At 41.0% G+C, this 23,852-nt stretch carries 22 protein-coding genes; 1 reads left to right on the forward strand and 21 read right to left on the reverse strand.

Annotation, left to right across the window (positions count from 1 at the left end):
- Window positions 1-11: 11 nt before the first annotated feature.
- On the reverse strand, window positions 12-845 hold the full coding sequence (locus tag AC4PHB_RS06015) for an NBR1-Ig-like domain-containing protein (RefSeq protein ID WP_492137706.1): 834 nt from the start codon (window positions 843-845) through the stop codon (window positions 12-14).
- Between the two features lie 446 nt (window positions 846-1,291).
- On the opposite strand from AC4PHB_RS06015, the gene AC4PHB_RS06020 reads away from it, so the two are divergent.
- Entirely contained in the window at window positions 1,292-1,873 is a 582-nt protein-coding gene (locus AC4PHB_RS06020; RefSeq protein WP_492137707.1) for a hypothetical protein, read from the forward strand.
- A gap of 244 nt (window positions 1,874-2,117) precedes the next feature.
- Here the strand turns inward: AC4PHB_RS06020 and rlmD are convergent, their stop codons facing one another.
- From rlmD to AC4PHB_RS06120, 20 genes are all read right to left on the reverse strand, one after another.
- Window positions 2,118-3,473, reverse strand: coding sequence for a 23S rRNA (uracil(1939)-C(5))-methyltransferase RlmD (gene rlmD / locus AC4PHB_RS06025; RefSeq protein ID WP_492137708.1), 1,356 nt, complete (start codon window positions 3,471-3,473; stop codon window positions 2,118-2,120).
- Between the two features lie 100 nt (window positions 3,474-3,573).
- Window positions 3,574-3,927 (reverse strand): hypothetical protein, encoded by a 354-nt coding sequence (locus AC4PHB_RS06030; protein ID WP_492137709.1) that lies wholly within the window; start codon window positions 3,925-3,927, stop codon window positions 3,574-3,576.
- Window positions 3,928-4,057: 130 nt separating this feature from the next.
- The gene (locus AC4PHB_RS06035; RefSeq protein ID WP_492137710.1) at window positions 4,058-5,260 is read right to left on the reverse strand and encodes a pyridoxal phosphate-dependent aminotransferase; all 1,203 of its coding nucleotides are present in this window, start codon (window positions 5,258-5,260) and stop codon (window positions 4,058-4,060) included.
- A 10-nt stretch (window positions 5,261-5,270) separates the two neighbouring features.
- Window positions 5,271-6,527 carry a peptidase gene (locus tag AC4PHB_RS06040; protein ID WP_492137711.1) on the reverse strand — a complete coding sequence of 419 codons (1,257 nt, stop codon included), beginning with the start codon at window positions 6,525-6,527 and terminating at the stop codon, window positions 5,271-5,273.
- 28 nt (window positions 6,528-6,555) lie between these two features.
- On the reverse strand, window positions 6,556-7,353 hold the full coding sequence (locus AC4PHB_RS06045; protein ID WP_492137712.1) for an IclR family transcriptional regulator: 798 nt from the start codon (window positions 7,351-7,353) through the stop codon (window positions 6,556-6,558).
- Between the two features lie 70 nt (window positions 7,354-7,423).
- Window positions 7,424-8,362 (reverse strand): hypothetical protein, encoded by a 939-nt coding sequence (locus tag AC4PHB_RS06050; RefSeq protein WP_492137713.1) that lies wholly within the window; start codon window positions 8,360-8,362, stop codon window positions 7,424-7,426.
- Between the two features lie 24 nt (window positions 8,363-8,386).
- Window positions 8,387-9,238 (reverse strand): 3-methyl-2-oxobutanoate hydroxymethyltransferase, encoded by an 852-nt coding sequence (gene panB, locus AC4PHB_RS06055; RefSeq protein ID WP_492137714.1) that lies wholly within the window; start codon window positions 9,236-9,238, stop codon window positions 8,387-8,389.
- 191 nt (window positions 9,239-9,429) lie between these two features.
- On the reverse strand, window positions 9,430-9,552 hold the full coding sequence (locus tag AC4PHB_RS06060; RefSeq protein WP_492137715.1) for a pirin-like C-terminal cupin domain-containing protein: 123 nt from the start codon (window positions 9,550-9,552) through the stop codon (window positions 9,430-9,432).
- A complete protein-coding gene (locus tag AC4PHB_RS06065) occupies window positions 9,498-10,271 on the reverse strand; it encodes a pirin family protein (RefSeq protein WP_492137716.1) in 774 nt (257 codons plus the stop codon). Before AC4PHB_RS06065 ends, AC4PHB_RS06060 begins: the two co-directional genes overlap by 55 nt.
- Before the next feature lie 96 nt (window positions 10,272-10,367).
- Window positions 10,368-11,717: an MATE family efflux transporter gene (locus AC4PHB_RS06070; RefSeq protein ID WP_492137717.1), complete on the reverse strand. Its 1,350-nt coding sequence runs from the start codon at window positions 11,715-11,717 to the stop codon at window positions 10,368-10,370.
- Window positions 11,718-11,816: 99 nt separating this feature from the next.
- Window positions 11,817-13,016, reverse strand: coding sequence for an InlB B-repeat-containing protein (locus AC4PHB_RS06075; RefSeq protein ID WP_492137718.1), 1,200 nt, complete (start codon window positions 13,014-13,016; stop codon window positions 11,817-11,819).
- A gap of 15 nt (window positions 13,017-13,031) precedes the next feature.
- On the reverse strand, window positions 13,032-13,370 hold the full coding sequence (locus tag AC4PHB_RS06080; protein ID WP_492137719.1) for a type II secretion system protein: 339 nt from the start codon (window positions 13,368-13,370) through the stop codon (window positions 13,032-13,034).
- 17 nt (window positions 13,371-13,387) lie between these two features.
- Window positions 13,388-14,719, reverse strand: a complete 1,332-nt coding sequence (locus AC4PHB_RS06085) for a hypothetical protein (RefSeq protein ID WP_492137720.1) — start codon at window positions 14,717-14,719, stop codon at window positions 13,388-13,390.
- A 110-nt stretch (window positions 14,720-14,829) separates the two neighbouring features.
- Window positions 14,830-15,336 (reverse strand): TDE2712 family protein, encoded by a 507-nt coding sequence (locus tag AC4PHB_RS06090; protein ID WP_492137721.1) that lies wholly within the window; start codon window positions 15,334-15,336, stop codon window positions 14,830-14,832.
- 12 nt (window positions 15,337-15,348) lie between these two features.
- Entirely contained in the window at window positions 15,349-16,185 is an 837-nt protein-coding gene (locus AC4PHB_RS06095) for a CvfB family protein (protein ID WP_492137722.1), read from the reverse strand.
- An 82-nt stretch (window positions 16,186-16,267) separates the two neighbouring features.
- Window positions 16,268-17,938: a phosphoenolpyruvate carboxykinase (ATP) gene (locus tag AC4PHB_RS06100; RefSeq protein ID WP_492137723.1), complete on the reverse strand. Its 1,671-nt coding sequence runs from the start codon at window positions 17,936-17,938 to the stop codon at window positions 16,268-16,270.
- A 102-nt stretch (window positions 17,939-18,040) separates the two neighbouring features.
- The gene (locus AC4PHB_RS06105; RefSeq protein ID WP_492137724.1) at window positions 18,041-19,903 is read right to left on the reverse strand and encodes an ABC-F family ATP-binding cassette domain-containing protein; all 1,863 of its coding nucleotides are present in this window, start codon (window positions 19,901-19,903) and stop codon (window positions 18,041-18,043) included.
- Between the two features lie 13 nt (window positions 19,904-19,916).
- Window positions 19,917-21,281 (reverse strand): MATE family efflux transporter, encoded by a 1,365-nt coding sequence (locus tag AC4PHB_RS06110; protein ID WP_492137725.1) that lies wholly within the window; start codon window positions 21,279-21,281, stop codon window positions 19,917-19,919.
- A gap of 117 nt (window positions 21,282-21,398) precedes the next feature.
- The gene (locus tag AC4PHB_RS06115; protein ID WP_492137726.1) at window positions 21,399-22,499 is read right to left on the reverse strand and encodes a YkvI family membrane protein; all 1,101 of its coding nucleotides are present in this window, start codon (window positions 22,497-22,499) and stop codon (window positions 21,399-21,401) included.
- Window positions 22,500-22,551: 52 nt separating this feature from the next.
- Window positions 22,552-23,850: a glycine/betaine/sarcosine/D-proline family reductase selenoprotein B gene (locus AC4PHB_RS06120; RefSeq protein WP_492137727.1), complete on the reverse strand. Its 1,299-nt coding sequence runs from the start codon at window positions 23,848-23,850 to the stop codon at window positions 22,552-22,554.
- Between the last annotated feature and the right edge of the window lie 2 nt (window positions 23,851-23,852).

A 23,852-nucleotide genomic window follows, 5' to 3' on the forward strand; every position in this document is an offset into this window, starting at 1 on the left:
AACCTCCATGATTAAGTTTCATAAAAAATATCTATTGTAACGTTGAACATCCGTCTGTGATTAGGAAAACAGTTATTGCCATCGGAGTCTCGCATTTCCCAAATACAATTGAATTTTCCTTCAATGCCACGGGCCAAAAAGCTCGTGGCTATTTTTATTATTTCGCCGGGAGCAGTTTCTGGAATCTCTATTTCTATTTCATTAGAACTAGGACGCACATCTGTAGTATTTACGAATACAAGTTTTCTCCCATACCAACATCTATGTCCTGAATTGTGAATCACCCACGTGTGCTTGAATTCTTCGTAAATTTTGACCTTGTGATTTCTTTCTTTATCTTCAACCCAAACATCATCACCATTGATTAGTGGTCCAATAAACTTATTTGGTTCATCTTCAACACCGAGTACTTGTCGCTGGTATTCAACTATTATGGCGTTGTTCACATCATCAACATAATGAGTTATGAACATTTGAAATTGAATCGCTAGCGCCCTAGCAAGATAGCGCTTGTTTTCTTTATATGATGCAGGTATACCGAATGAATTCATACAGTCTCTAACTTTACCCGAATCAAGATTCGTTTCAAGAAAATTTGTAAGCTCATCTACCATTATCGGATTTGGGAAACTCGCCTTCATCTCAGGAGTAAGAACTCTGTCTTTTGCGTAATGACGCTCATTCTCTAAATATGCTGTTGTTCTGCGTGATTTTGACTTTGGCAGTGTAAAGTAGCTGCTACCTCCGGCAATGAAAAAATTAATAACAAAGACTCCTTGGTTTTCTTGTTTCACAAGATATAAATACATTTCTTTAATAAATTCAAAGCTCTTGATCGTGCTCACCTCACTTGTACCTAGCCAGTACCTACAGTACCTAATAACAGCATTTCAACATATTCGAGTGTACCTAATCATCTTGGTATTCTTTACCTAGATGGACGAGGCAGACATCCTCGTGATGCTTATACAGAATATTCCATAAGTATTGTATCACATAGAAATGCAAATATCAACGTCTTAAGGCACAAGTCAACGCAAACCATTATAAACCGACTTTGCTGATTAGATATCTTCTTCCATCAAAACTTACCTAGCAGGGCATCCCCTGATCAAGGATGATTCCAGACCTACTAGGTAACCAACTTAATAACTGTCACCAGCTACTGGAATAGCTGGTCGCCAATTCTGAAGCGGGAGTAATCCCATTCGGACGGTCGACTATGCCTTCTTGGCTGGTGCACGTCATGTGGGCTCTCGCTTCGCTTTTAAGCCGAAGGAGGGCTCATATTATGACAAATCTAGACAATCAGAAGTATTTTATCCCAATGGAAGTCACCAAAGAAACGATCAAAGATTTCAACTTAGATAGCTCGAAAGTAGTGCCAGCAAAAATCGGAAACAAAATTGTGTCCGCCATCATGATTCCGGCGACCAAAGAACAGTACGATGCGTACATGCAGCCCCTTTGGGCAGAAATCAAACGTGAAGAACGTACCCGCCGCTGCACGGTTAGTGATGGTAAAGGTAAGCTTAAACGTTGCGAATTGGACTGTAAGTCCTGCGAAAAGATGAAAGACGGAGCTCCGCTTTCAATTGAGTCTTTCTTCGAAGAAACTGAGCTTGAATTCGAGGACCCCGAAGCGAATCGGTGCGAAGCAATCCTAACTGCAATGCTCTTTGAAGACCTTCTCGATAAGCTGCGTCAACAATCCCCAGATTTAGCAAACATTTTTGAAATGCTCTATGATGGGAAATCTCAGTACGCTATAGCCGAGCTAATTGGCAAACCACAAACGAGTATTAATTATATGATTAAAAGTATACGCAAGATACTTCAGCAGCATGTTGATCGCGAAGATTTAGGAGTATAAAAAACGAGGCGGTGGTTCCATAATTGGGCTACCGCCTTAGAATTATTACAACAGTTCTCAAGCCTCAACCCCATGCCAAAACAGCAGCTCCGTGCACTCGCGGAACAAAAAGCAGTTCTGTAGTTTCAACCTTGAATTATTTAAAGGGCTTGCGTTAATTTGGAATACAAAAAAAAGGTTTCCAGCAATCGGGGATCATTACCGAAAGTCTGGAAACCTCTGATATCAGGCCATTTACGGCCTGTTATTTGTCTTTACGTGACATCAATACTACTGTCTCCACGTGCGCCGTATGAGGGAACATATCGACAGGCTGGACTGCCTTAATTTCATAACCACCTTCAGTTAAAAACTTAGCATCTCTTGCCAATGTTGAAGGATTACATGAAACATATACAATCCTCTCGGGTTTAAGCTGCAGCAGAGCATCTAATACCCTTTTATCGCAGCCTTTTCTTGGTGGATCGAGTATCACCTTATTTATAACAGCTCCAGCTTTTAATAGTTCAGGAAAAGCTAGCTCTGCTCTTTCCCATATAAACTCAGCATTCTTTACTCCGTTTATCTTTGCATTATTCTTTGCATTAACAACTGCAGCTCTTATACTTTCTATTCCATAGACCTTCTTAACAAACCTTGCTGCAGAAAGGGTTATAGTCCCTATACCACTATAAATGTCGCATACTGTATCATTACTTTCTGGTTCCAGGAATTTAATTGCAGTATCATAAAGTATGCTCACTTGTCTTGTGTTTACCTGGAAGAATGAATTGGGGGATATTTCGAATCGAAGCTCACCAATGTAGTCAATAAGCTTTTCCTGTCCGAAAAGATGTCTGTATTGGCTTCCATATGTTGGTCCTCCATCCTCCGGATTTATATTTTGATAAATGCTTACTACTCCCGGCGTCTCGGTAATAAGCTTATGCACAAGGCTGTGGTGCTCCGGCAGCTTGTCAAATGTGGTTACAATTATTACCATGGCCTCATCGTTTTGGTTGATCCTTATGCCGATATGCTTTATCTTTCCAGTCCTTGAAAATCTGTCATAGGGCTCGACTGAATGATCCTCCATCCAGGTTCGGACCACCGAGAGGATGCTATCTCCAAGCTCTGGTTGAAGGTAATCTTCTGTCAAAGGCACTATAATATTTGTCCCCTTCTTGTAATACCCGGTTACTACTCCACCACTCTGAGTACCAACTGGCACCTGAGTGTGATTTCTATACCTGAATGGGTACCCCATTCCTATGATAGGTCTTATCTCCAGATCCAGTCCAGCGATCCTTTCAAAATCTTTCTTTACCTTTTGCCATTTCCACGTCAGCTGAGCTTCGTAGTCCAAATCTATCAAGGGGACTCCACCACCAAGGCTCACAGTATCAAAAGCATAGCTGATCCTATTCTTAGAAGGCTCAATTATTGATATAAGACTTCCTATCCCATAGTTCTTTTTCATTTCAACGATTTCGAATTTTATCCTATCCCCAATTACACAGCCTTCTACAAAAACAGTAAGGTCGTCAGCCTTAAGTATCCCATCTCCATCGTGTGTAAAATCTATTACTTCACCATTATATATATTCCCAACACTAGTCATTAATGTTCCTCCCCATTTGTCCTAGATATATTCTAGCTTATATGGAAGGTTCTATGCAAATAAAAAGACAGCCAAGTTGAAGTGGCTGTCAATGCATAAGCTATTCTGTTTTATTCTTCAGTTTTTCCTCAGTTTCATCCACAACCTCTGTTGCCTCAGCTTTTACTTCCTCAGCTATAGATTCTACTTCTTCCTTTTTATCCTCTAGCTTATCCTTTAGCTCTTCAACTTCTTCTTTCGCATTTTCCTTCATAGCTTCTGCATCATTTTTTATGTCTTCTAGCTTGTCTTCTATAGTATCCTTTACTTCTTCAAATTTGTCCTGAGCTTTGTCGAAAGCTTCTTCCGCCTTGTCCTTAGCAGCTTCAGCAAGATCTTCAGCCTTATCGACCAACTGCTCACCTTTTTCCTTTGCTTCTCCAAGAATACCTTTTAATTTATCCATAAATCCCATAGTACAACCTCCTTTTATTTTTGGTATACGTTTGTCAATCAGATAATTGATACCCATAAATTAACAATAATTGTCGTTCTCATACTTTGATATTAAAAAAGAGCTTGGATCTCCAAGCCCTTTCAAAAATCTACTTCATAAATGTATCCTGATATACCTTTAGAGCCTTTTTGACTATTTCCATTGCTCTTTTGAGATCCTCGCCCTTTAGAACGTATGCGATCCTGGCTTCATCCTTGCCGTGCCCCTCTGATCCATAGAAGCTTGCAACAGGAGCCATCATTACAGTCTCACCATTGTCCTCAAACTCTCCCAGCATCCAGATGATGAATTTTTCAACATCGTCCACCGGGAACTTAACTATTACGTAGAATGCTCCTCGGGGAAGTTCACACACTACTCCCGGGATCTCCTTGATAGCTTTGTAGAGAATATCTCTCCTATTCTGATACTCTCTGTTAACTTCCTGAAAGTAGCTTTCAGGTGTTGATTTATAGAGCTCTACTGCACCTATCTGATCCATTTTGGGTCCGGATGCCCTTGCCTGTGCAAGCTTTGAAATGCTCTCCAGTACCTTCTTATTCTTTGTTGCCACAGAACCTATCCTAGCACCACATGCACTGAAGCGCTTTGAGATGGAGTCAATTATTATTACATTTTCCTCTATTCCAGGTATGCTCGCGAAGCTTATGAATTCAAGTCCGTCATAGCAAAACTCTCTATAGACCTCATCAGCTATTACGTAAAGCCCATATTCCTTTGCGATCTCACCAAGCATCTCGATTTCTTCCCTGGAATAGACCGCACCGGTTGGATTCCCTGGATTAGATACCAAAATAGCTCTTGTTTTTGGTCCGATAAGCTTTAATATCTCTTCCTTTGCAGGAAGTTTAAACCCGTTCTCGGCAACCGTTAAAAATGGCTTAATATTTACTCCTACCGGTGTTGATATACCATTGTAGTTAGTGTAGTATGGCTCAGGAGCGATCAATTCATCCCCAAAATCTGCAACCGTCATGATTGCGAAAAGAAGGGCTTCTGAACCGCCTGTCGTAATGATTACTTCCTCTGCGTTGAAATCCAGACCGCATTTTCTGTAATATTCTGCGGTCGCTTGCCTTAATTCCGGTATACCCTCAGACAAGGGATAATCGACGATTTTTCCTTCGTATTCCCTAAGTGCTTTGAAAAAGCCTTCAGGTGTTTCGATATCTGGTTGACCTACATTTAAGTGGTAAACCTTGACTCCTCTTTTCTTGGTCGCTTGGGCTATGGGAGTCAGCTTTCTTATTGGAGACCATTGCATACTTTGAAGTCTTTCAGATATATACATTCCACACCTCCTAATGTCCGCACCAATCAAGGATAGTAGCAGCAAGCACCTTCGTCGTATCCTGGAGCATGTCAATGTCTATGTACTCATCTGCTTTGTGAGCCATACCCCCAGGTCCAGGTCCGAATACGATCGTTGGCGTATTGCCATATCTTATCATTGCGCCAGCATCAGTTCCCCATGGTGTTCCGATGATTTCAGGTTCTCTTTCCTTGACCAGCTTGAAGTTATCTAATACAGCACCTAATAGAGGATGATCCATTGGAACACTTCCAGAATTCAGGCAGAAGCCATACCACTCTATCTCAGGTAAATGATCTCTCAGCCATTCATCTTTCTTAGCTGCCTCATATACAGTTTCCTCAAGCTCTTTTTTTACCTGAGCTATGTCGTCATCTGGCGAGAAGCTCATTCTTGCTTCCAGTACAACCTCATCTGGAACACTTGTAGGAAATACTCCTCCCTTGATAATACCAATGTTTATACTGAATGGTGATGGGTGGTGGCTGTAGAGCGGGTGCTTTTTATCTCGTATCATTCTTTCCTCATAGGCGTCTATCTCCTGTATCAGCATAGCTGCCTTGGAAATGGCATTAACACCCAGATATGAGGTTGCCGCGTGAGCCATAAATCCTCTTATCCTAACTCTAAACCAGATAACTCCCATGGAAACCGGGCACACTCGAAGATCTGAAGGCTCTGAAATGATTGCACCGTCTGCCTTATAACCCCTGCTTATAAGAGAAAGGGTTCCAGCACCTCCGGTCTCCTCACCTATTACGCTCCCTATCAATACATCCCCTTTAAGACTAATACCAGCTTCCTTTATTGCCTTCATTGCCATCAGATAAGCAACAAGTGCGCCCTTCATGTCATTGGCACCTCTGCCATAGACCTTTCCATCTTCATATTTCCCACTCCATGGATCATCAGTCCAGTCATTGCCGCCTGCCGGCACGACGTCTACGTGTCCGTTCAGAAGCATTGATTTACCTCCTCCTGAGCCCTTTAACACACCTACGACATTGGGGCTTCCGGTGTAGTCGTCTCGTGCAGGCATAAAATCAGGATTTATTTTCATATCCTCTGCTTTTGGTTCCCATATGTCGATTTCCATGTCCAGAAGCTTTAACAGCTCCGCATAATACTTCTGTGCAGATTCCTCTGATCCCATTACACTTGGGTGTTTAAGGAGTCCAGACAGATAGCTCACTGCTTCATCCCTGTTGCCTTCAATAATCTCTAATACTCTAGCTTTGGCATTCAAATGACTTCACCTCTCTCAATACAAACTATTACTTTCCGTCTTCTTCCTGCCAGCCCAGATAGGCTGACAATCTTCTTGCGACCTGTTTTAGTTCTTTTTGTATTTCGCTTAGTTTTGCTTCTGTCATCCTTATGGTAGCTCCGCTTATACTGACTGCTGCCACGATTTCATTTCTGTAATTCTTTAGTGGAACAGATATACAGGTAAGACCTGCACTGTACTCCTCGTCATCCAAGCTGTATCCGCGTCCTCTTATCAGATCAATCTCCTCAATCAATTGATCAACGTCCCTAATAGTCTTCGAGGTAAACTGTTCATAAGGACCAATCCCTAAAAGCTTCACAAGCTCTTCCCTTGTCATCTGAGACATTAATGCTTTTCCCATTGCGGTTGCATGAAGGGCTTCCCTCGTTCCTATCTGGAGATTTGCTATCAGTGAAGAGGTCGGATTTATCTTATGGATCGTAACGACACTGTCATCTACTCTAACTCCCATATTAACTGTTTCCTGAAATCTATCACACAGAGCCTGAAGGAGAGTCGTATCCATCGTAAACAGATTTCTTCTCCTAGGAATTGAATTTCCCAACTCAAAGAGCTTCCAGCTAAGGTGATACTTTTTTGTATCATCATCCTGATGGATATATCCCTTTGCCTCCATAGTCTCTATGATCCTGTGGACAGTACTTTTCCCTAAGTCAAGCTCCTTACTAAGCTCAGAGATCGATACTCCATCACTATACTGGTTACCTGTCAGCAGTTCAATTATCTCCATTGCCTTTTCAACAGTTTGAACCGGATATTTTGGGATCTTGCCACTATCCATACACAACTTCCTTTCCTATAGCTTAATCCGAAATCCCCCACAGCATTTTGCGGTGGGGGAATATCTTTAGTTATGGTCTTGGAATGGACAGATCATCCTTGTAGTCGTTGAATACAAGACCATAATCGCTCTCATCGCACCATTCCTTGCATACCTTGGCCATTTGAACCTTCAATTTCACAAGTTTATTCAAAGGTTCATCTTCATGCCATGCATTGTAGATGTCCATTTCGTTCTTTCCTGGCTCAAATTTAAAGTATACTGGTGAACAGATCCTGGCGATTTCAGCCGAGTCAACATGTCTTTGAACATTACCCATTGAATCTACAAGACTCATGTAGACATCCATCGGGATATTAGTAGTGCTTCTTATGGATGCAAGCATTGGCAGTGAAAGATCAGCAAGCGGATTGAAGCTGTCTGCTCCCATATCCTCGAGCATTTTAGCTGCAACTGCGTTTCCATGACCGGCAAATACTGACACTTTGAACTTGACATCTGCAGGGATAACACCATCTGCTCTAAGCTTTGTAACAAGCAATAGAAGACTCTCATCAGTTATCAGGAAGCCTCTGATGCCTGCGTTCAGGCATCTGTCAAATTCCTTCAGCCATAGGTACATATTGTCCTGCCCTCTAAGTCTCATTCCTGAAACATATCCCTCAGGAGTAGCGTATTGCTTGCCACCGTCCCAAGCCCTTGAAGCCATACAATTTACAAGAGTTTCTATCTTAGCATCAGCTGCTATCTGCGCATAGTATTTAAGCTCAGCCTTGTCTAAAAACGCAGAGCCTCCTACTGTACCTATTACTCTGTGAATAGGAACTTTCTTTTTGTCTATCTCTTTTACCAGCATTTCATAATTCACTGCTCTCTCAATGCCTGTGATCTCCATTCTGTAGTGGGCTCCACCCTCAAAGGTCTTGGTGGACGTAGGCATATCATACCTATCCTTTACAGGGTAATCTGTTTTAGTCTCAATATAATTTACAATATCTTTAAAAGCCATTTTCAACCTCCACTTAAGTAATTATTATTTGTATTCCTCGAACAGCTTCTGGAAATTCTCCGGAGTATCCTTTATGTGATATACATGCTGATCCTCAGGGAATTTCTCGGTCTTGACATCTTCAACATACTCCTTGAAGGCGTTGGTAATTATCTCCGCAACATTTGCATACTTCTTGACGAATTTTGGAGTAAATGCCTGGAACAATCCCAGCATATCTCCACAAATTATCAATTGGCCGTCGCAAGGGAGCCCTGCTCCTATAGAGTATACTGGTATAGTCAGCTTGCTAGCTATGAACTCAGTCAATTCTGGCGGTACTGCCTCAACTAATAAAGCCAGCGCTCCTGCTTCCTGAACAGCTAAAGCATCCTCTATAAGTATCCTTGCACTGTCCACATAGAGTCCTTGAGCCTTGAATCCTCCAAGCTGTCCGGCGCTTTGTGGAGTAAGTCCGATGTGACCAAAAACAACTATACCTGCATCTGCTATCGCTTTTATCTTGCTTGCTACTCTGACTCCACCCTCGAGCTTTATAGCGTCACAATCAGCTTCCTTCAGGAATCTAACAGCGTTTGCAACAGCCTCTCCATCAGTGGTATGGTATGATCCAAACGGCATATCACCAATCACAAAGGTGTTGGGTGCTCCTCTTCTGACTGCCTTACAGTGCGAGATACAGTCATCCATCGTTACCGGAATAGTTCCCTGGTAACCTAAAACTACCATTCCTAGTGAATCCCCTACCAAAATCATATCCATCCCTGCCTGCTCGGCAAAGGATGCCATTGGAAAATCATATGCTGTGATCCATGCAACCTTTTCCTTGTTCTCCTTCATCTTGTAAAAATCGAGTATCGATTTTTTTCTTGCCATATCGTCAGCTCTCCTTCCATATCCATACCAACATAAGTTCTATCATTTTAGAACACCGTTCTATTTTTAGAATAACCTTTTGAATTTTATCTGTCAATGCAATTTGATAAATTAATAAATTTTTTTGCACAAAAATACTCCAGAGTACGTTCGTCCAAAATGTTGGATCAAACTCCCTGGAGTAAAATTTCCTATTTTTTCTTTATAAAGGTTCCCTGGTTGAGCTCCTGAAAGGCCAGTTGAAGCTCTTCCTTTGTGTTCATAACGATAGGGCCTCCCCATGCGACTGGTTCATTAAGTTTTTTACCAGACAATAGCAGAAATCTTGCCGGTTATCTTTTGTTGTTACTCTTATTGTTTCGCCTCTATCGAAGAGTGCTCCATTGGGGTAACTGATCAATCCTTCTTTTTCAGGATCAAATACTGCCTCACCCCTTATTAGGAATGCGTAGGAATTAAAATCAGGATCCAGCACATAAACAAACTCTGAATTTGCATCAAGCTCAACATCAAAAAAGCTTGGCTTGGTTTCTATGGCCTCCATTGGTCCTGTAACACCACCATAGGTGCCTGCAACTATATGTACCTTAAACCTATCAGCCTTGTAAACCGGTACCATCTCACTTGTTATATCTCTGTACTTAGGATCAGTCATTTTATCTTTTGCCGCCAGATTGAGCCAAACCTGTACCCCAAGCATCTGAGGCGATGATTTTGGCATCTCCTGATGGAGTATTCCGGAGCCTGCTGTCATCCATTGGCAGTCTCCATCCCTTATCACGCCTTTGTTCCCCAGGCTGTCTCCATGCTCTATCTCCCCGTGTATGAGGTATGTAACTGTTTCTATCCCTCTATGCGGATGCCACGGAAATCCTTTTATGTAATCCTCGGGATCTTTTGAATCAAAGAAATCCATCATCAGGAAAGGATCAAAATCAGGTATCTCCTGGTTACCAAAGGTTCTAATCAGGTTAACTCCTGCACCATCTCTTCCTGGTCTACCCATAAAATATCGCTTGACTTTTCTATCCATATTCATTCCTCCTTGAGGTAATGTTACCCATTCAAATGGATTTGCAACCGCTATAATAATGTATAAAAGCACTCAGTTTAAAGCTGAGTGCTTGGCTTACGTTAGATTCTTTATCCATTTACCTGACCTGATTATTGGGATCCCTACCAGAGCTTTTACAACCTCTTCGAGGGTAACCAGAAGTACTAAGAGGTGGATAGGAAGCTTAAGTACCAATGCACCAATAAATGCAAGCGGTACTCCTATTATCCAAACTGTTCCCAGGTCTATTCTCATTGCTATCTTTGTATCTCCTCCAGCTCTAAGCACTCCTACTATAGCGATAGTATTATAGACTCTGATTACAAAGGTTATTCCAAGTACGATCAAAAGTGCTCTTGATGTATTGTATAAATTTGGATCCAATCCTCTGAATAGCTTCAGAACTAAATCCGGAGTAAGAGCCATTACAACCCCCAATATGAGACCAGATATAGTTGACAGCAGAATGAAGCGCATCGCATATTCATAGGCTGAATCTTCATCCCCTCCGCCTATTCTTGACCCTACCATTATATTACAGGCATTTGCAAGTCCTCTGACTACAACAAAAAATAGATTTTGTATAGTATTTGTGAGCTGCACTGCAGCAGTGGCTTCCTCACCTATCCTTGCATATGCCATTGCATAGAGAACTTGTCCTAGTGCCCAGAAGCTCTCAGTAAGGATTACTGGATATGTTGTCTCAATATATTTCCTCAGGAAGTCTTTGTGCCAGCTCATAAGTTCCTTAAAACTGGCAGCCAATATACTTTTCGTGCCATAAATTGCATAAAGGATAAATAGTATCTCGACGATCCTAGCAATCAACGTTCCAAGTGCCGCACCTTTAACCCCCATGGGTTCAAACCCGAAATGTCCAAAAATGAAGATGTAGTTAAGTACTGTATTTGTCAGGAAGGATATTATGGATACTTTAAGAGGAACGTTAGGTCTTCCTGTAGTTCTTAAGGATATACTGAATGCAAAGCTTATAGCTGTTATTGTGTAGGATAAAGATACTATCCTCAGATAATCAGCACCAATAGATATTACCTCAGGCTCTTTTATCAATATCCCCATGATCTGAGAAGGGAAAAAGAATGCTGCAATTGTGAATATCGTACCTGCGATCGTACTTAGCGTTATTGCAAGTCCCATTACCTTCTTGATGCTTGGGACATCCTCCTTGCCCCAAAACTGGGAAATAAATATTGAGCTGCCGCTATTTATCCCGAAGGTTATAAGGATATACAAAAAGAAAACCTGGTTGGCAAGTCCCACAGCTGCGATACTTGCCTGACCAAGGCTGCTTATCATCAGAGTATCGATCATGTTGACCGACGATGAAATTAGGTTTTGAATTGCAACAGGGACTGCTATTGCCAGCATTCCCTTCATGAATGTTTTGTCTTTAAATATGTTCATAACTTATGTCCTTTCAAAAGAATCCGATATGCAGGGCATATCGGGTCAATAATTTATTCATTTACTCACAGTACAACGCTTTTATCTAATCCTATACTGCTAATAATCACCTTTATTTACAAGAGTATAATTAAACAAATAAGGTTTAGAATTATCCTCATTCATTACAACTCTAATAACACCATCATTATTATTGTTAGGAGTGGTAAATGAATATTGTACAATTATTTGCGTACTTGAGCGTGATTCAATAATTGGACTATTAGCATTGACTTTTACAGTAACTGTATCTAGGTTTTGACCAGATATTTCAATAGTAATTTTATGAAGCTTATTTTTTTCGAACTTCAAGTAGTTAATATTATTGGGTGATATATTTACAATTGTTGGACTTTTTTTCCCTTCGATCTTAATAATCTTCACAGTGTTAATGGTCGGAGTTGTAGGAGAGTTTAACTCCCACTTGGCATAAAGTGTAAAATCATTATCAGGCATCGCACTCCAGCTAGTATATTCCAACCCACTACCATCTGAAGCTGAAAACCAACCAGTAAATGTGTACCCAGTTTTAGTCGGATTTGGTGCTGGTTTCTCTATAGGTGTCCCACCAACAGCTGTGAAGGTATTGTAAACATATTCTGTGTTGATTGAGTCTCTAAAAGTTAAAGTTCTAAGAACTTCTCCCGAGTCCAAACTTTCTGGTTTTACATGAATCCCATTCACCTTAAGGTTTATTGGTTCATTCCTGTAATACAAAACACTCCCACTGACTAGATCCGTAGTAGAAAATGCATTGATCTCTGAGGTGTTATTGATTAGATCAATGCTAAAGGATATACTATACCCCGACTTACCGTTACCACTGCCCTCGTCCTGTGATATTGAGACACCTATAATTCCTGCATTGCTATTGGATAACTCAAATTTCTTCCAGTTTCCAGAAAATGATGTTATTGGTGTTTTAACAAGTTCATCATCCGTTGTATCGATAGTCCCTTTGTCATCTAGTTGGTTAAAGTACTTAACTAGATTGCCCCTCGCACCAGCTGATTCAATCTCCAATGAATAAAACCCATTCTTGTTTTCAAGATCAATTCCGATTTCTGTAGCGGTCTTAAGTTCCTTTGTAATAAAATCAGCAGCAATCCTTACATCTTGCTGAGAAAATCCCTTATTTGTACTAACACTATAGGAGGTGCTTCCTACAAAAAACACAGAATAAACCACTTGAATCACAAGACCAAGGAGTGCTACAGTTAATACCAGTTCTATTAGAGATACGCCTCTTCTTTTTTTCATCTACTAAACCCCCATTTATTGAGGCTTAAACTCAATAATTTCAACTTTAAGGTCCGCTTGTCCTAAGGTTGGCTCAGTTCCAACTCCTTTAACTACGTCACCAACAATTTTATAAACTTTAGTTACTCCCCCAAGTACAGGTAACTCAATACCCACTTCAGCATCTTCAATAACAGATAAAACTGAATTTGTAACGTCATGATTTGCCTCAGCTACAGCTTTAGTCCTTGAGCCTGCTCGGAATATATTACTTAGTCCTGTATCGAATATTGTTAAGGTTGAAACAGCTATGATCCCAATGAGAGCTAAAGAAACAACAAGCTCGATCAATGTTACTCCTTTTCTTTTTGTCATATGAATCACCTTACCTTTCAATCCAGGAATACACTCTCATAAGTCAAACCTTCTACTTTCCCTCCAGTTGCAATAGTAATTGGTATTGGATTACCTATCCTTCCTTTAGTGGAGCCTTCATAAAATTCATCACCTTTACCATTATTGTTCGCATAAACTTCGATTTTATTTCCAATTACTTGACCTTGAATCATATAAGCTACTTTACTTTCAGTAATACCGAGCTGAACCTTGGCTAGTGGAGCATAAATTGATCCAGTTAATAACTTAACTTGATTTCCATTGTTAGTAGATGAAAAATTAAAATCACCGCTACCGTTATATACTAGTGATCCATCAAACAAGCTGTCTTTATGGAAATCTAGTAGTACACTACCCTTGTCTACGTGGATATTACCTATAAAGTTAAGAGCTTTTGAAGTTCCGTTAGTGGTCAAGCCATAGGTTTCGTTAGATGAGTTATAAACATAAACATTCAGGTTATAAAGTTCACTTCCCGAAGAACCAGTCTTCTGACCAATTATATTTGCCCCATCGTTTAAGACAAGGCTCCCTTTAACATATAAATTTACATATCCTTTAAATACAACTTTGCCGTCAAGTATAAGATTGCCATCAACATAAATGTCTTGTTTTACTCCATTGGTTCCATACTCTGAATTGTTTATAGTAATATACTCACCATTGTCATCTGAATCCCATAAATCAGCTACTGGATCGTTGGTTGGCCATGACGATATTGTTTTAAAAGGTTGTACAACGTATTTTGCTTTTTCTTCAGGAGTTAGTTTAGCAACATACTTCTCAGGTATATCTCTTGATTTATTTGAGTATTCATAAGGTGCATCATCTCCAAGACTTACAAATAGTTCTCCATATCCGGGTTTATGTGTAGTTTCTGTTGTTACACTATAAATACTATATAATGCCTTTTCGACTGTTCTAGTAATTCCTTGGTACTCGGCACTACCAGATATGACCAATACCGGCTTTCCATTTCCAATGATATCCTTATTCTCAATGTGAATAGAAACCAGCGTTCCACCTGGTTCTACGCCAGGGATTGTTACCTCAACACTAGTACCTGGGCTATTAAATAGATTAATATAGTCAGAATGGTTCTTATAATCTTCTGATTCGTAATCTTCTAATTGTGACCTTATAGCTTTCTCTACAACTTCTACACCGCTTTTTGCAATATAATATGCCTGAGTTTTATTCTGATAGTACATTGCCTGCTTATTCTCTGTAACCATAAATCCTAGTGTAAAGGTCGCAAAAATCATAAGCACTGCAAATAATATTATTGTCAGTGCCAGAGTTGATCCTTTTCTATTCTTAATTTTCATAATACCAACTCCAATTGATAATTTTTTCCCATTACTTTCCTACAATATATACCCTTAAGATGTGTATGTCAAAATATTTTTACCCAATTATGACAAATAAAGTGCCAAGGCTAAACCTCAAGCACTTTATTGTTTAAATAATCAACTAGACTCATTCCTTCGATGCTTACCGTTCCGTCGCCATCCATGCTTGACATTATTCTGAAGAAATTAACAACCAGTGTATTTCCTGCTATTCTGTACTCTTCCATAGTATCTGGCAAGAACACTATTTCAACATCCTTTTGAAGCTTGTCCTTCATATGATCCATGTTTAAGGTCTTTATAGGGTATACCATAGATCTCATGGCATCTATATCCTCAATCATACGCATATTTTGACTCCAGAAGCGGCTCTCTTTCTTTGTTGGTGCATTCAAAAGCTCTCTGTTTGTTATTGCAGAAAGTACCTTGACAACTGACTCCTTTGTAAATTCAGCATCATATATAAGCTGCATATCCGGGTTGTCAGCCAGCTCATGGAAGAATCTGTCCGCAACCTTTTCTCTTTGGGACACTGATTCCCAAAAATATATCAAAAACTCAATTACATCCAATCTTACCTTAATATTAGCCATTTCTGACCCCTCCTATTTTTTCAGGTTGATCCCCTCTGAGGTTATTTGAATTATACCATCCTTAAATAGCTTGCCTACAGCCCTTTTGAATCCAGCTTTGCTCATATGGAGCTCTTTTTTTATCTCATTGGGGTGACTGCCGTCATTGAGAGGCAGGAATCCACCCTTTTCCTTGAGTCTGGTAAGTATGAGCTTAGCATCCTCTTCCATTTGGACGTGACCTCTTTCGCGGAGGCTTAGGTCAAGCTTGCCGTCTTCATGGACCTTATTGATCCTGACTTCGATTTCCTCACCCATTTCAAGCACTCCGAAGATGTTCTTCTTCTGGATAAGACCATCGTACTTGTTATCTACAGCCACAAATGCTCCGATGTCCCTGTTTATACTGTATATGGTGCCAACTGCCTTATCATTCTCCTTATATGGGGCATCGGTACTCAGATAGTCCTTGACCTTCATAGTAGCTGCCAGTCTGTCGCTTTTGTCAATGTAGAGAGCGACCAGGTAGCTCTTAAACTTTTCAACGGAACCTACAGTCTCGCTAAAAGGAAGGAAAAGGTCCTTTTCCATCCCCCAATCTAGGAAATAGCCGATCTTTGATGAGCTTATTACTGTAAGTTTTTTTATCTCACCTACCTGAGCAAGGGGCATTCTTGTTGAGGATATTACTCTGTCTTTACTGTCTCTATAGACAAAAACCTTAATATTGTCTCCTACCTTGGCTCCTTCAGGGATTTGTGACTTTGGCAGAAGAACATCATCTCCACTTCCCTCTGCATCATTCAGATAGGCTCCGACTGATGTAAACCTCTTTATTTCAAGCTCTTGAATTTTCCCCAATCTTATCATACTGCACCTACTTTTCATTTGATATTACTATAATATACCATAATACATGGAAATATCAATTATTTGTTGAAAAAGCAGCGGATCATTCCACTGCTTCGCTCATTTTTTCAATTTGTTTTGCAAGCTTTTCAAGCTCCTGCAATGCCTCTTCGGGAAGTGCGTCTCTTCCACCCTTGAAGGTCCTCATATGCTTTATGAATTCCTCTCTGTAGGCTATAGAATTCTTCCACATTGAAAGGTAGCTCTTGTCAAATACTGGTGTGAAACCATCAATATTCATCGTTTCCAGCTCCTCGAAAGCGCCTAGGGGCTCAAATTTTGCCTTTCCTGTTGCAAGAGCCTCAAGTATCTCTAAGGTAACTTCCTTTGGAATCTTTTTGTCTATAAAGTGACCAGTGTTGAATATATAGCACTCTACATTTCTCTTTTCGAAAAGTAGTTTGAACTTCTCGTAGTCGTCCTCCAGGGGATAGGTTCTGAAGGGATTTGCGTAAGGCTCTATTACCAGAGCGTTCATATCTGCATTCTTTGCAAGCCTTTCAGCTGTTGATCTCTTCGTCGCAAGTGTAGCACCCATTACAGATGCGAGGATCGGATTCTTTATCCTGATGACTGGTGGCAGAGTTGCATCCTTCATCAGCCAGGCGATCGAATCTACAGGTTCGTCTATCTTATTGACCCTGTTTTCTGCCCAAAGCTTTGATTTTACTGCCCTTCCGTTGCCGTTTCTTATATCTTCGGTAACGATGACCTTGTTTCCTTCCTCGTCAAGAGTTACTCCGCAGTTTTGGACTGTCAGCAGGAACTTGTTCGAAGGATGGGCTGTGGGGTAGTCCTGAGTTTTATCGAAATATGAGGGTTCAAGTGCTACAGAATAGCCCTCCTCAGTGTTTATTATGTATGCGTCGTCGTGAAGTATCGTTATATCATACTTGTCGTCGTGCTTTTCATGGGTCAGAGTCGATTTCCCTGAGCCTGAGAGTCCGAATACCCCCATTGTATATCTTCTGCCGTCCTCAAAGTTGTAGCGCTTCATTCCCCCATGACAGGATGCAAATCCGTTTCGATTAGCAAGCCCCCATGCGAGGGTCAGAGTTCCTTTTTTATGCTCTCCAAAATACCTCATCCCAAGCAGAAGAGCTGTGTTGTGCTCCGGATTGAACAGAGCCAATCCATCCGGATGTGAAGGAGGAAGATAATCAGGATCAGAGAATACATACAGGTCTCCCTCCGGATATTCCTTGGAGTTTTTGTACATCCTCATATACTCCTGAGTAAGATACTGGAAATTCAGCAACCATGAATACATAATGTTCTCATGATTTTGTGGTATCAGCAAATGTGCTCTGACCATAAAATCAGGGTGTAATCCGATAACCACCTGAGCATGGTAAAGCTTTTTGTACCTTGACTGATAAACTGCTTCCCTTGCGATGGTTGCAAATTCTCCCTCATTGATACCAGGCTCTCCAATTATTACTCTGGCACCGGCAAACCTTCCTGTAACTGCACCATCGTTGAACAGAAGTATTTTTGAATCCGTTGAAAGTCCCAGCTCCTCAGGTCTGTATACAGGCATATCTGTTACCACTGTTCCAGGGGAGTCCTTAGCTAGTTTGTATGCCTCACTTATTGAGTTAACCCTTACCACGTTATTCCCGTAGAAGGCTGATTCAATAGTAGTCCTCAGGGAATTTATCAAGGAATTCTCCTTGGTTATATCTTCGCGTTTAATATTAGTTATAGTTGACATGTCTACCCTCCATCAGTTTTCCTAATAACAATGACTATTATAGCACATTGGAAATTTACTTCAAGCTGTTATGCTGCACAATGAACAAACATGACATACTGTTTAATTTTCCGCCTTTGTTGATAAATACATCCACCTGTCCATAAGTTTATCTAGGTCTGAATCGAGTGTTTCCTTTTCCTTAAGGAGAATTTCAAGTCTTTCAAAATCCGAAGCATTTGCTTCCATCTCTTTCAACTTTTCGTCAATTATTAGCTCCAGCTCAGCGATCCTTGCCTCGATTGTTTCCCATTCTCTAAGCTCAGTAAAGGACAGCTTGTTAGTTCTTTCTTTAGTTTTTTCACGCTTCGGTTCCAATTTTGTCTTAACTGAATCCTCTTTTTCAAGCTCTTTTTCTACAGTTCTGAACAGGTCATAATTACCAGTAAATTCTTTGATCCCATCATCAGTAAAAACTAGAAGCTTTTCAGCAAGCTTATCCAATAAATATCTGTCGTGGGAAACCACGACTACAGGTCCTGGAAAATCATCAAGGTACTCTTCAAGAATCTGGAGGGTATTGATATCCAGATCGTTTGTTGGCTCGTCCAGCAGCAGCATATTGGGAGATCCCATAAGAATTCTCAACAGGTACAGCCTCCTCTGCTCTCCTCCTGAAAGCTTCCCAACGAGAGTATAGTGATCGCTTCTTGGAAACAGGAATCTTTCCATCATTGAGCTTGCCGATATCTTCTGTCCGTCTGAGGTGGTTATGAATTCGCCGCCATCCCTAATATAATCTATAGCTCTTTGCTCTGGGTCAAGAAATGGAGTTTCCTGTTTGAAAAATCCAATGTTAAGGGTTTCGCCTCTCTGGATGTCTCCTGAATCAGGTTCCAGCTCACCTGAGAGAAGCCTTAAAAGAGTGGTCTTGCCGGTTCCATTTGCTCCCAGGATGCCAAGCCTTTCACCTCTGGTCATGACGTAGGTAAAGTCCTTGACCAAGACCTTGCCTTCGATCGTTTTGCTGACCTGTGAAGCTTCTATGATTTTCTTGCCAAGTCTTGATGTTCCTACTGAAAAATCGAGTGACTCGTTATTATCACCACCTGGAAGCTCATCCTCAAGGGCTTCAAATCTCTGGATCCTGGCCTTCTGTTTAGTGGTCCTTGCCTTGGCACCCTGCCTCATCCATGCAAGTTCTTTTTTGTACAGCGACTTTTTCTTTTCTTCAGTAGCCTTAAGGTTTTCCTGCCTTTCAAGCTTTTTTCCCATAAAGTATGAAAAGTTACCATCATAGGAGTAAATATTACCGCTGTCAAGCTCCATTATCCGATTGGTGACCCTGTCCAAAAAATATCTGTCGTGGGTAACCATGAACAATGCTCCTTTTCTTTCCATTAGCTTTCTTTCCAGCCATTCTATGGTGTCGTTATCCAGGTGATTCGTTGGCTCGTCAAGAATCAACAGGTCAGATGGCTGGATCAATGCGGTTGCAAGAGCTACTCTCTTTCTTTGTCCTCCGGAAAGATCCTTTATTCTCGAATTATAGTCGGTGATCCCAAGTCTCGTAAGTATGTTTTTTGCATCAGCCTCCAACTCCCAGCAGTTGAGTCTGTCCATCTCAGCTGTAAGCTTCATTATTTGATCATTCTTCATATCAGAGGATGAGATTGCTCTCTCATAAGCTCTCAGAACCTTCATACTTTCCCAATTGCCTCCAAATACCTGGTCCAGCACCGTGTTTTCCTCCTGAAATTTTGGGTTTTGTGGTAAGTAAGATACCACAGCATCGGTGGCTTTTACTATCCTGCCTGAATCTGGTTCCTCAAGACCGGCCATCAGCTTTAACAGAGTGGACTTACCTGCCCCATTGATTCCAATCAGGCCAACCCTGTCACCCTCATTTATTCCGAAGCTTATCTCTTCGACCAGCTTTCTCTCCACATATGATTTTGTTACTGATTCAATGGTCATTAAAAGCATTATTATCCCTTTCTTATGATGCTGAGTTTAGTATTCCCTGGTTCCAACTGTTCTGCTTGTATATATAGTACCCATAAATATCCACTATCAGATTGCTCGCACTCATCGCTATCCAAATCCCTGTTGATCCCAACTGAGTGTAATTTTTAAATAGAAGGATCATGGGTATTCTTACCAACCATAGCCTACCCACCTCCATAGCCATTGAGTGCCTTGTATGACCTGACCCTTGGAATATTCCCTGAAATACGCTAAACATCCCCATCAAGGGCATGGTATATGCAACATATGCCATATAGGTTACCCCCTGGGTTATTACCTCCGGATCATCCTTTGACTGAATAAAGAAGGTTACTAAAGACTCGTTGAATACCAAAAGGAAGATACAGCCTACTATTCCCATTGAGAGAGTCAGGAAGCTTGCCTTATTGAAAGCTTCCTTGGATCTATCGATCCTACCTGCTCCAATATTTTGACCTATAACGGCCGTCAAGGCCGCACCTATGCCCATCGCCGGCTGCATTATAAGTGATGTTATCCTGTTTACCATCCCAAATGCTGCCATTGTAGCTGTACCGTAGGATACTATGAAACCGTTAAGGATTATAAATCCGAAGGCTGCGCCTGACTGCCCTATAGTAGCTGGAAGTCCTACTTTAATAATTTCATTGAGGATATTTCTATCAAATTTGAAATTTTTAAATTCTGGTCTCAGGATATTATTCCGATCTAGTATAAGCTTTGCTCCATAGCCTGCAAGGAGAGCTCTGGAAAGCACTGTAGCCCACGCAGCTCCTGCTACCCCCCACCCAAATGTAAAGATGAAGATAGGATCCAGAACCATGTTCATAAGAGCGGATATACCGCTTAATATAGTGGGAGTAAGAGTATCCCCCTGAGCATTTTTTATGGAGTTTATATTGAAAAAAAGAAATATGAAGGGCAACTCCAAAAAAGTTATCCTAAGGTATATGTTCCCATACCTCAGAATATCGCCTGTTCCTCCCATGGACTCTACTATATATGGACTTAGTATTACCCCAGCCAGTGCAAAAACTACTGAAAGCAGCACAGAGGCTGCTATTATTTGAGTGGTATATTTTCTCCCTAACTCCTCCCTTCCCGCTCCCACAAGTTGAGAAAGTATCGATGTCCCAGCAACTGAAAGTCCGATCCCCAGTGCAATAAATAGAAAATTCACAGGAAATACAAAGGAGGTAGCGGCAAAGTGTACTGAAGATATTCTGCTGACCCATATCCCGTCCACCAGATTGTACATAGTCTGGATCATGCTGTTGACCATAAGGGGTATGGACAGAGTCAATAATACTCTGTAAATGCTTCCGTTTAGAATAAGATCCTTTCTGCTGCTTTTCAATATCCACTCCCCCTTAAAGATATTTCGTGTACCAAATTATTATACCAGTGTTCTGGAGGGTTGAGAAGGATTTATGGCAAAAAAACAGCCTGAGGAGTTTCCTCAGGCTCAGGTTTATTATGCCGTCTGTCTTAAAGCGCTGCCCTTAAGGACAGATACTCTGACTCTTTTTATGATCATGAATACAAGAAGCAGAATACCAACATAACCGTTGATTACATATATAATATTCACCAACCTGTTAAATGGTACCAAAAGACCTACAAACACTCCGACTGCAGCCAAGATTACTGAAAGCAACCTGAATCGCGGGGTCTTTTCCTCTGCAAATCTTGCAACTACTTGCCATAGTAAGGGTACTGATGTTGTATATATACCAGCGACCACTATCAGTGAGAATATGAATGCCATAAATGGCGAAATGTTTTGGGCTAGTATAAGTGAAGGTACCATAGTTCCTGCCAGTTGCTCAATGTTTGCCATTATACCGAGAGCTATAACTGCAAGGCCAAAGCTAAAACCAAGAGCTCCGAAGGAGGATCCCATAAGTGCTTCTTTCTTGCTGATGGAATCTTTTCCTAGTGAAGCCATGAATGATGCCAGCCAAAGCATACAGAATCCAACATATGAACCAGCTGCATAAAACCAATTTGAGGATGCTTTCATCAATTCAAGATTTGGTATTATTTCATCAGCTCTTTCCAAGCCAGTTGGATTCTTGAGTATTGCCGTGATTCCCAGAAATACTGTTAAGACAACTATTCCAGGGCCGATTTTCCCTATTACGTCTACTATCCTTCCAAGTCCGAAGATAACAGTTGATACTGCAAGAACTCCCATCAAAATACCGCCTACCCATACTGGAAGACCATACTGTTGATTTATAGTAGCCCCTGCACCACCTATCATTACAACGAAGGACATAAAGATGAATGCTATGGAAAAGTAATCATAAAAAGTACCTATAACTTTTCCACAGTAATATCTATAGATGTCATTCCCGTGTTCAAATCTTTTTTCATGACCTGTAAGCATGAAATCTGCTCCTACGTACAGGAACAATAGGAATACCACAAGTACACCCACGATCCCCATAGTTCCATAAGAGCTGAAATACTGAATTACTTCCTGCCCTGTAGCGAAGCCTGAACCGATTAGAAATGCAATAAACGCTCCGGCATATGAAATTACTTTCATCCATCTTACGTTATTTCCCATATCAATGCTCCTATCTTGATTTATTACCAGAGAGGCACAAGCCTCTCTGGATCTAGAAGTATGAAACCTCAGTTATTTCGGTGGACAGTGCAGTAAGTGCTCTCTTTACAAGTTTTTCCCTCAAGTCTGTTTCTACTTCCTTGGAAAGACTTGGATTGCCTACCGGGTAAGGTATTGCGATCGTTGGTACTATTCTATTTGCTCCAACCGATTCGGATATTGTAGTTATTGTTGACATATGAACTATTGGAATGCCATATCTTTCGATTTCCTTAACCATCGTTGCACCGCAACGAGTACAGGTGCCTCAGGTCGAGGTGAGGATAGCTCCATCTACTCCAGCTTCCTTAAGCTCCTTACCAATCTCCTGGCCGAATTTTATTGCGTTTCCTACTGATGTTCCAGTTCCTGTCGTAGTATAGAAGTATTCGTATACCCCGCCAATCAATCCCTCTTTCTCGAATTTTTTCAGCATATCTAGAGGTGCTACTCTGTCAGGTACCTCATTAGCATAGACAGGGTCATAACCACCGTGTATCGTATAATACCCGCCAGTCATCTCGCTTATACTTGAAACATCGTATTTACCCCATTTTTGTGCACTAGCTGATTGGATCCTATCAGGATTCCCCGTTGGAACTATACCGCCGCTGGTTATAAGAGCAATCTTTGCCTTTGGCAGATCCTTTATTGCATCAGCTGGAGCTACCTTGTCGAATACAGGCATTGGAAGCTCAGTTTCAAACTCCTCACCCTTGAATCTAGCGATAAGCATCTCAACAGCTCTTTCTGAGCCCCTCTTGTCAGCAAAAACTGTAAGTCTCTTACCTTGAGCAATATAGCCCTCTTCCTTTGGTGTACCTAGTTCTTCTTTTTTAAGAAGCTTAAGTGCTATTTTAGCCATCACTGGCAGGGCTGTTCTCATACCAGCTGCTGAATCAGTTACTTCAGCTATAATTGCTTTAGCCTTGCATTGATCTACTCCTGGGTTTTCATGATACATTCCTGTCACTACAGGGATGCCAAGCTTGTCTATCACAGCATTCGCGACCCCAGCACAAGCCATTCCATATCTTCCAGCATTGAAGGCTGGACCTGCAACTACAAGATCAGGCTTTACATATGCTATAGTATCGTATATGAATTTAACTGCTTCTTCAGTGTTCTCATTAAAGTAGTTATCTCCACATATAAGAGTTCCAACTACCTTTGCTTCTCCATTAAGGAGCTGTTCAAATCCTATGGCAGGTCCTATTTTTTCTTCTTTATAGAATGGGGCAATACCTGCTTGCTCTTCTCCCCCTACCTGTCCAAAAAACTGATTGACGTAGTACAGTATTTTATATGACATAT

The sequence above is a fragment of the Gudongella sp. QWL-04 genome, assembly GCF_058683975.1.

Coding starts and splice junctions, on each gene's coding strand:
- AC4PHB_RS06070 (WP_492137717.1), bottom strand. CDS start 11,717: ATGAACATATTTAAAGACAAAACATTCATGAAGGGAATGCTGGCAATA.
- AC4PHB_RS06085 (WP_492137720.1), bottom strand. CDS start 14,719: ATGAAAATTAAGAATAGAAAAGGATCAACTCTGGCACTGACAATAATA.
- AC4PHB_RS06045 (WP_492137712.1), bottom strand. CDS start 7,353: ATGGATAGTGGCAAGATCCCAAAATATCCGGTTCAAACTGTTGAAAAG.
- AC4PHB_RS06100 (WP_492137723.1), bottom strand. CDS start 17,938: ATGTCAACTATAACTAATATTAAACGCGAAGATATAACCAAGGAGAAT.
- AC4PHB_RS06050 (WP_492137713.1), bottom strand. CDS start 8,362: ATGGCTTTTAAAGATATTGTAAATTATATTGAGACTAAAACAGATTAC.
- AC4PHB_RS06075 (WP_492137718.1), bottom strand. CDS start 13,016: ATGAAAAAAAGAAGAGGCGTATCTCTAATAGAACTGGTATTAACTGTA.
- AC4PHB_RS06095 (WP_492137722.1), bottom strand. CDS start 16,185: ATGATAAGATTGGGGAAAATTCAAGAGCTTGAAATAAAGAGGTTTACA.
- AC4PHB_RS06115 (WP_492137726.1), bottom strand. CDS start 22,499: ATGGGAAATAACGTAAGATGGATGAAAGTAATTTCATATGCCGGAGCG.
- AC4PHB_RS06105 (WP_492137724.1), bottom strand. CDS start 19,903: ATGCTTTTAATGACCATTGAATCAGTAACAAAATCATATGTGGAGAGA.
- AC4PHB_RS06065 (WP_492137716.1), bottom strand. CDS start 10,271: ATGGATAGAAAAGTCAAGCGATATTTTATGGGTAGACCAGGAAGAGAT.
- AC4PHB_RS06020 (WP_492137707.1), top strand. CDS start 1,292: ATGACAAATCTAGACAATCAGAAGTATTTTATCCCAATGGAAGTCACC.
- AC4PHB_RS06035 (WP_492137710.1), bottom strand. CDS start 5,260: ATGTATATATCTGAAAGACTTCAAAGTATGCAATGGTCTCCAATAAGA.
- AC4PHB_RS06090 (WP_492137721.1), bottom strand. CDS start 15,336: ATGGCTAATATTAAGGTAAGATTGGATGTAATTGAGTTTTTGATATAT.
- AC4PHB_RS06030 (WP_492137709.1), bottom strand. CDS start 3,927: ATGGGATTTATGGATAAATTAAAAGGTATTCTTGGAGAAGCAAAGGAA.
- AC4PHB_RS06080 (WP_492137719.1), bottom strand. CDS start 13,370: ATGACAAAAAGAAAAGGAGTAACATTGATCGAGCTTGTTGTTTCTTTA.
- rlmD (WP_492137708.1), bottom strand. CDS start 3,473: ATGACTAGTGTTGGGAATATATATAATGGTGAAGTAATAGATTTTACA.
- panB (WP_492137714.1), bottom strand. CDS start 9,238: ATGGCAAGAAAAAAATCGATACTCGATTTTTACAAGATGAAGGAGAAC.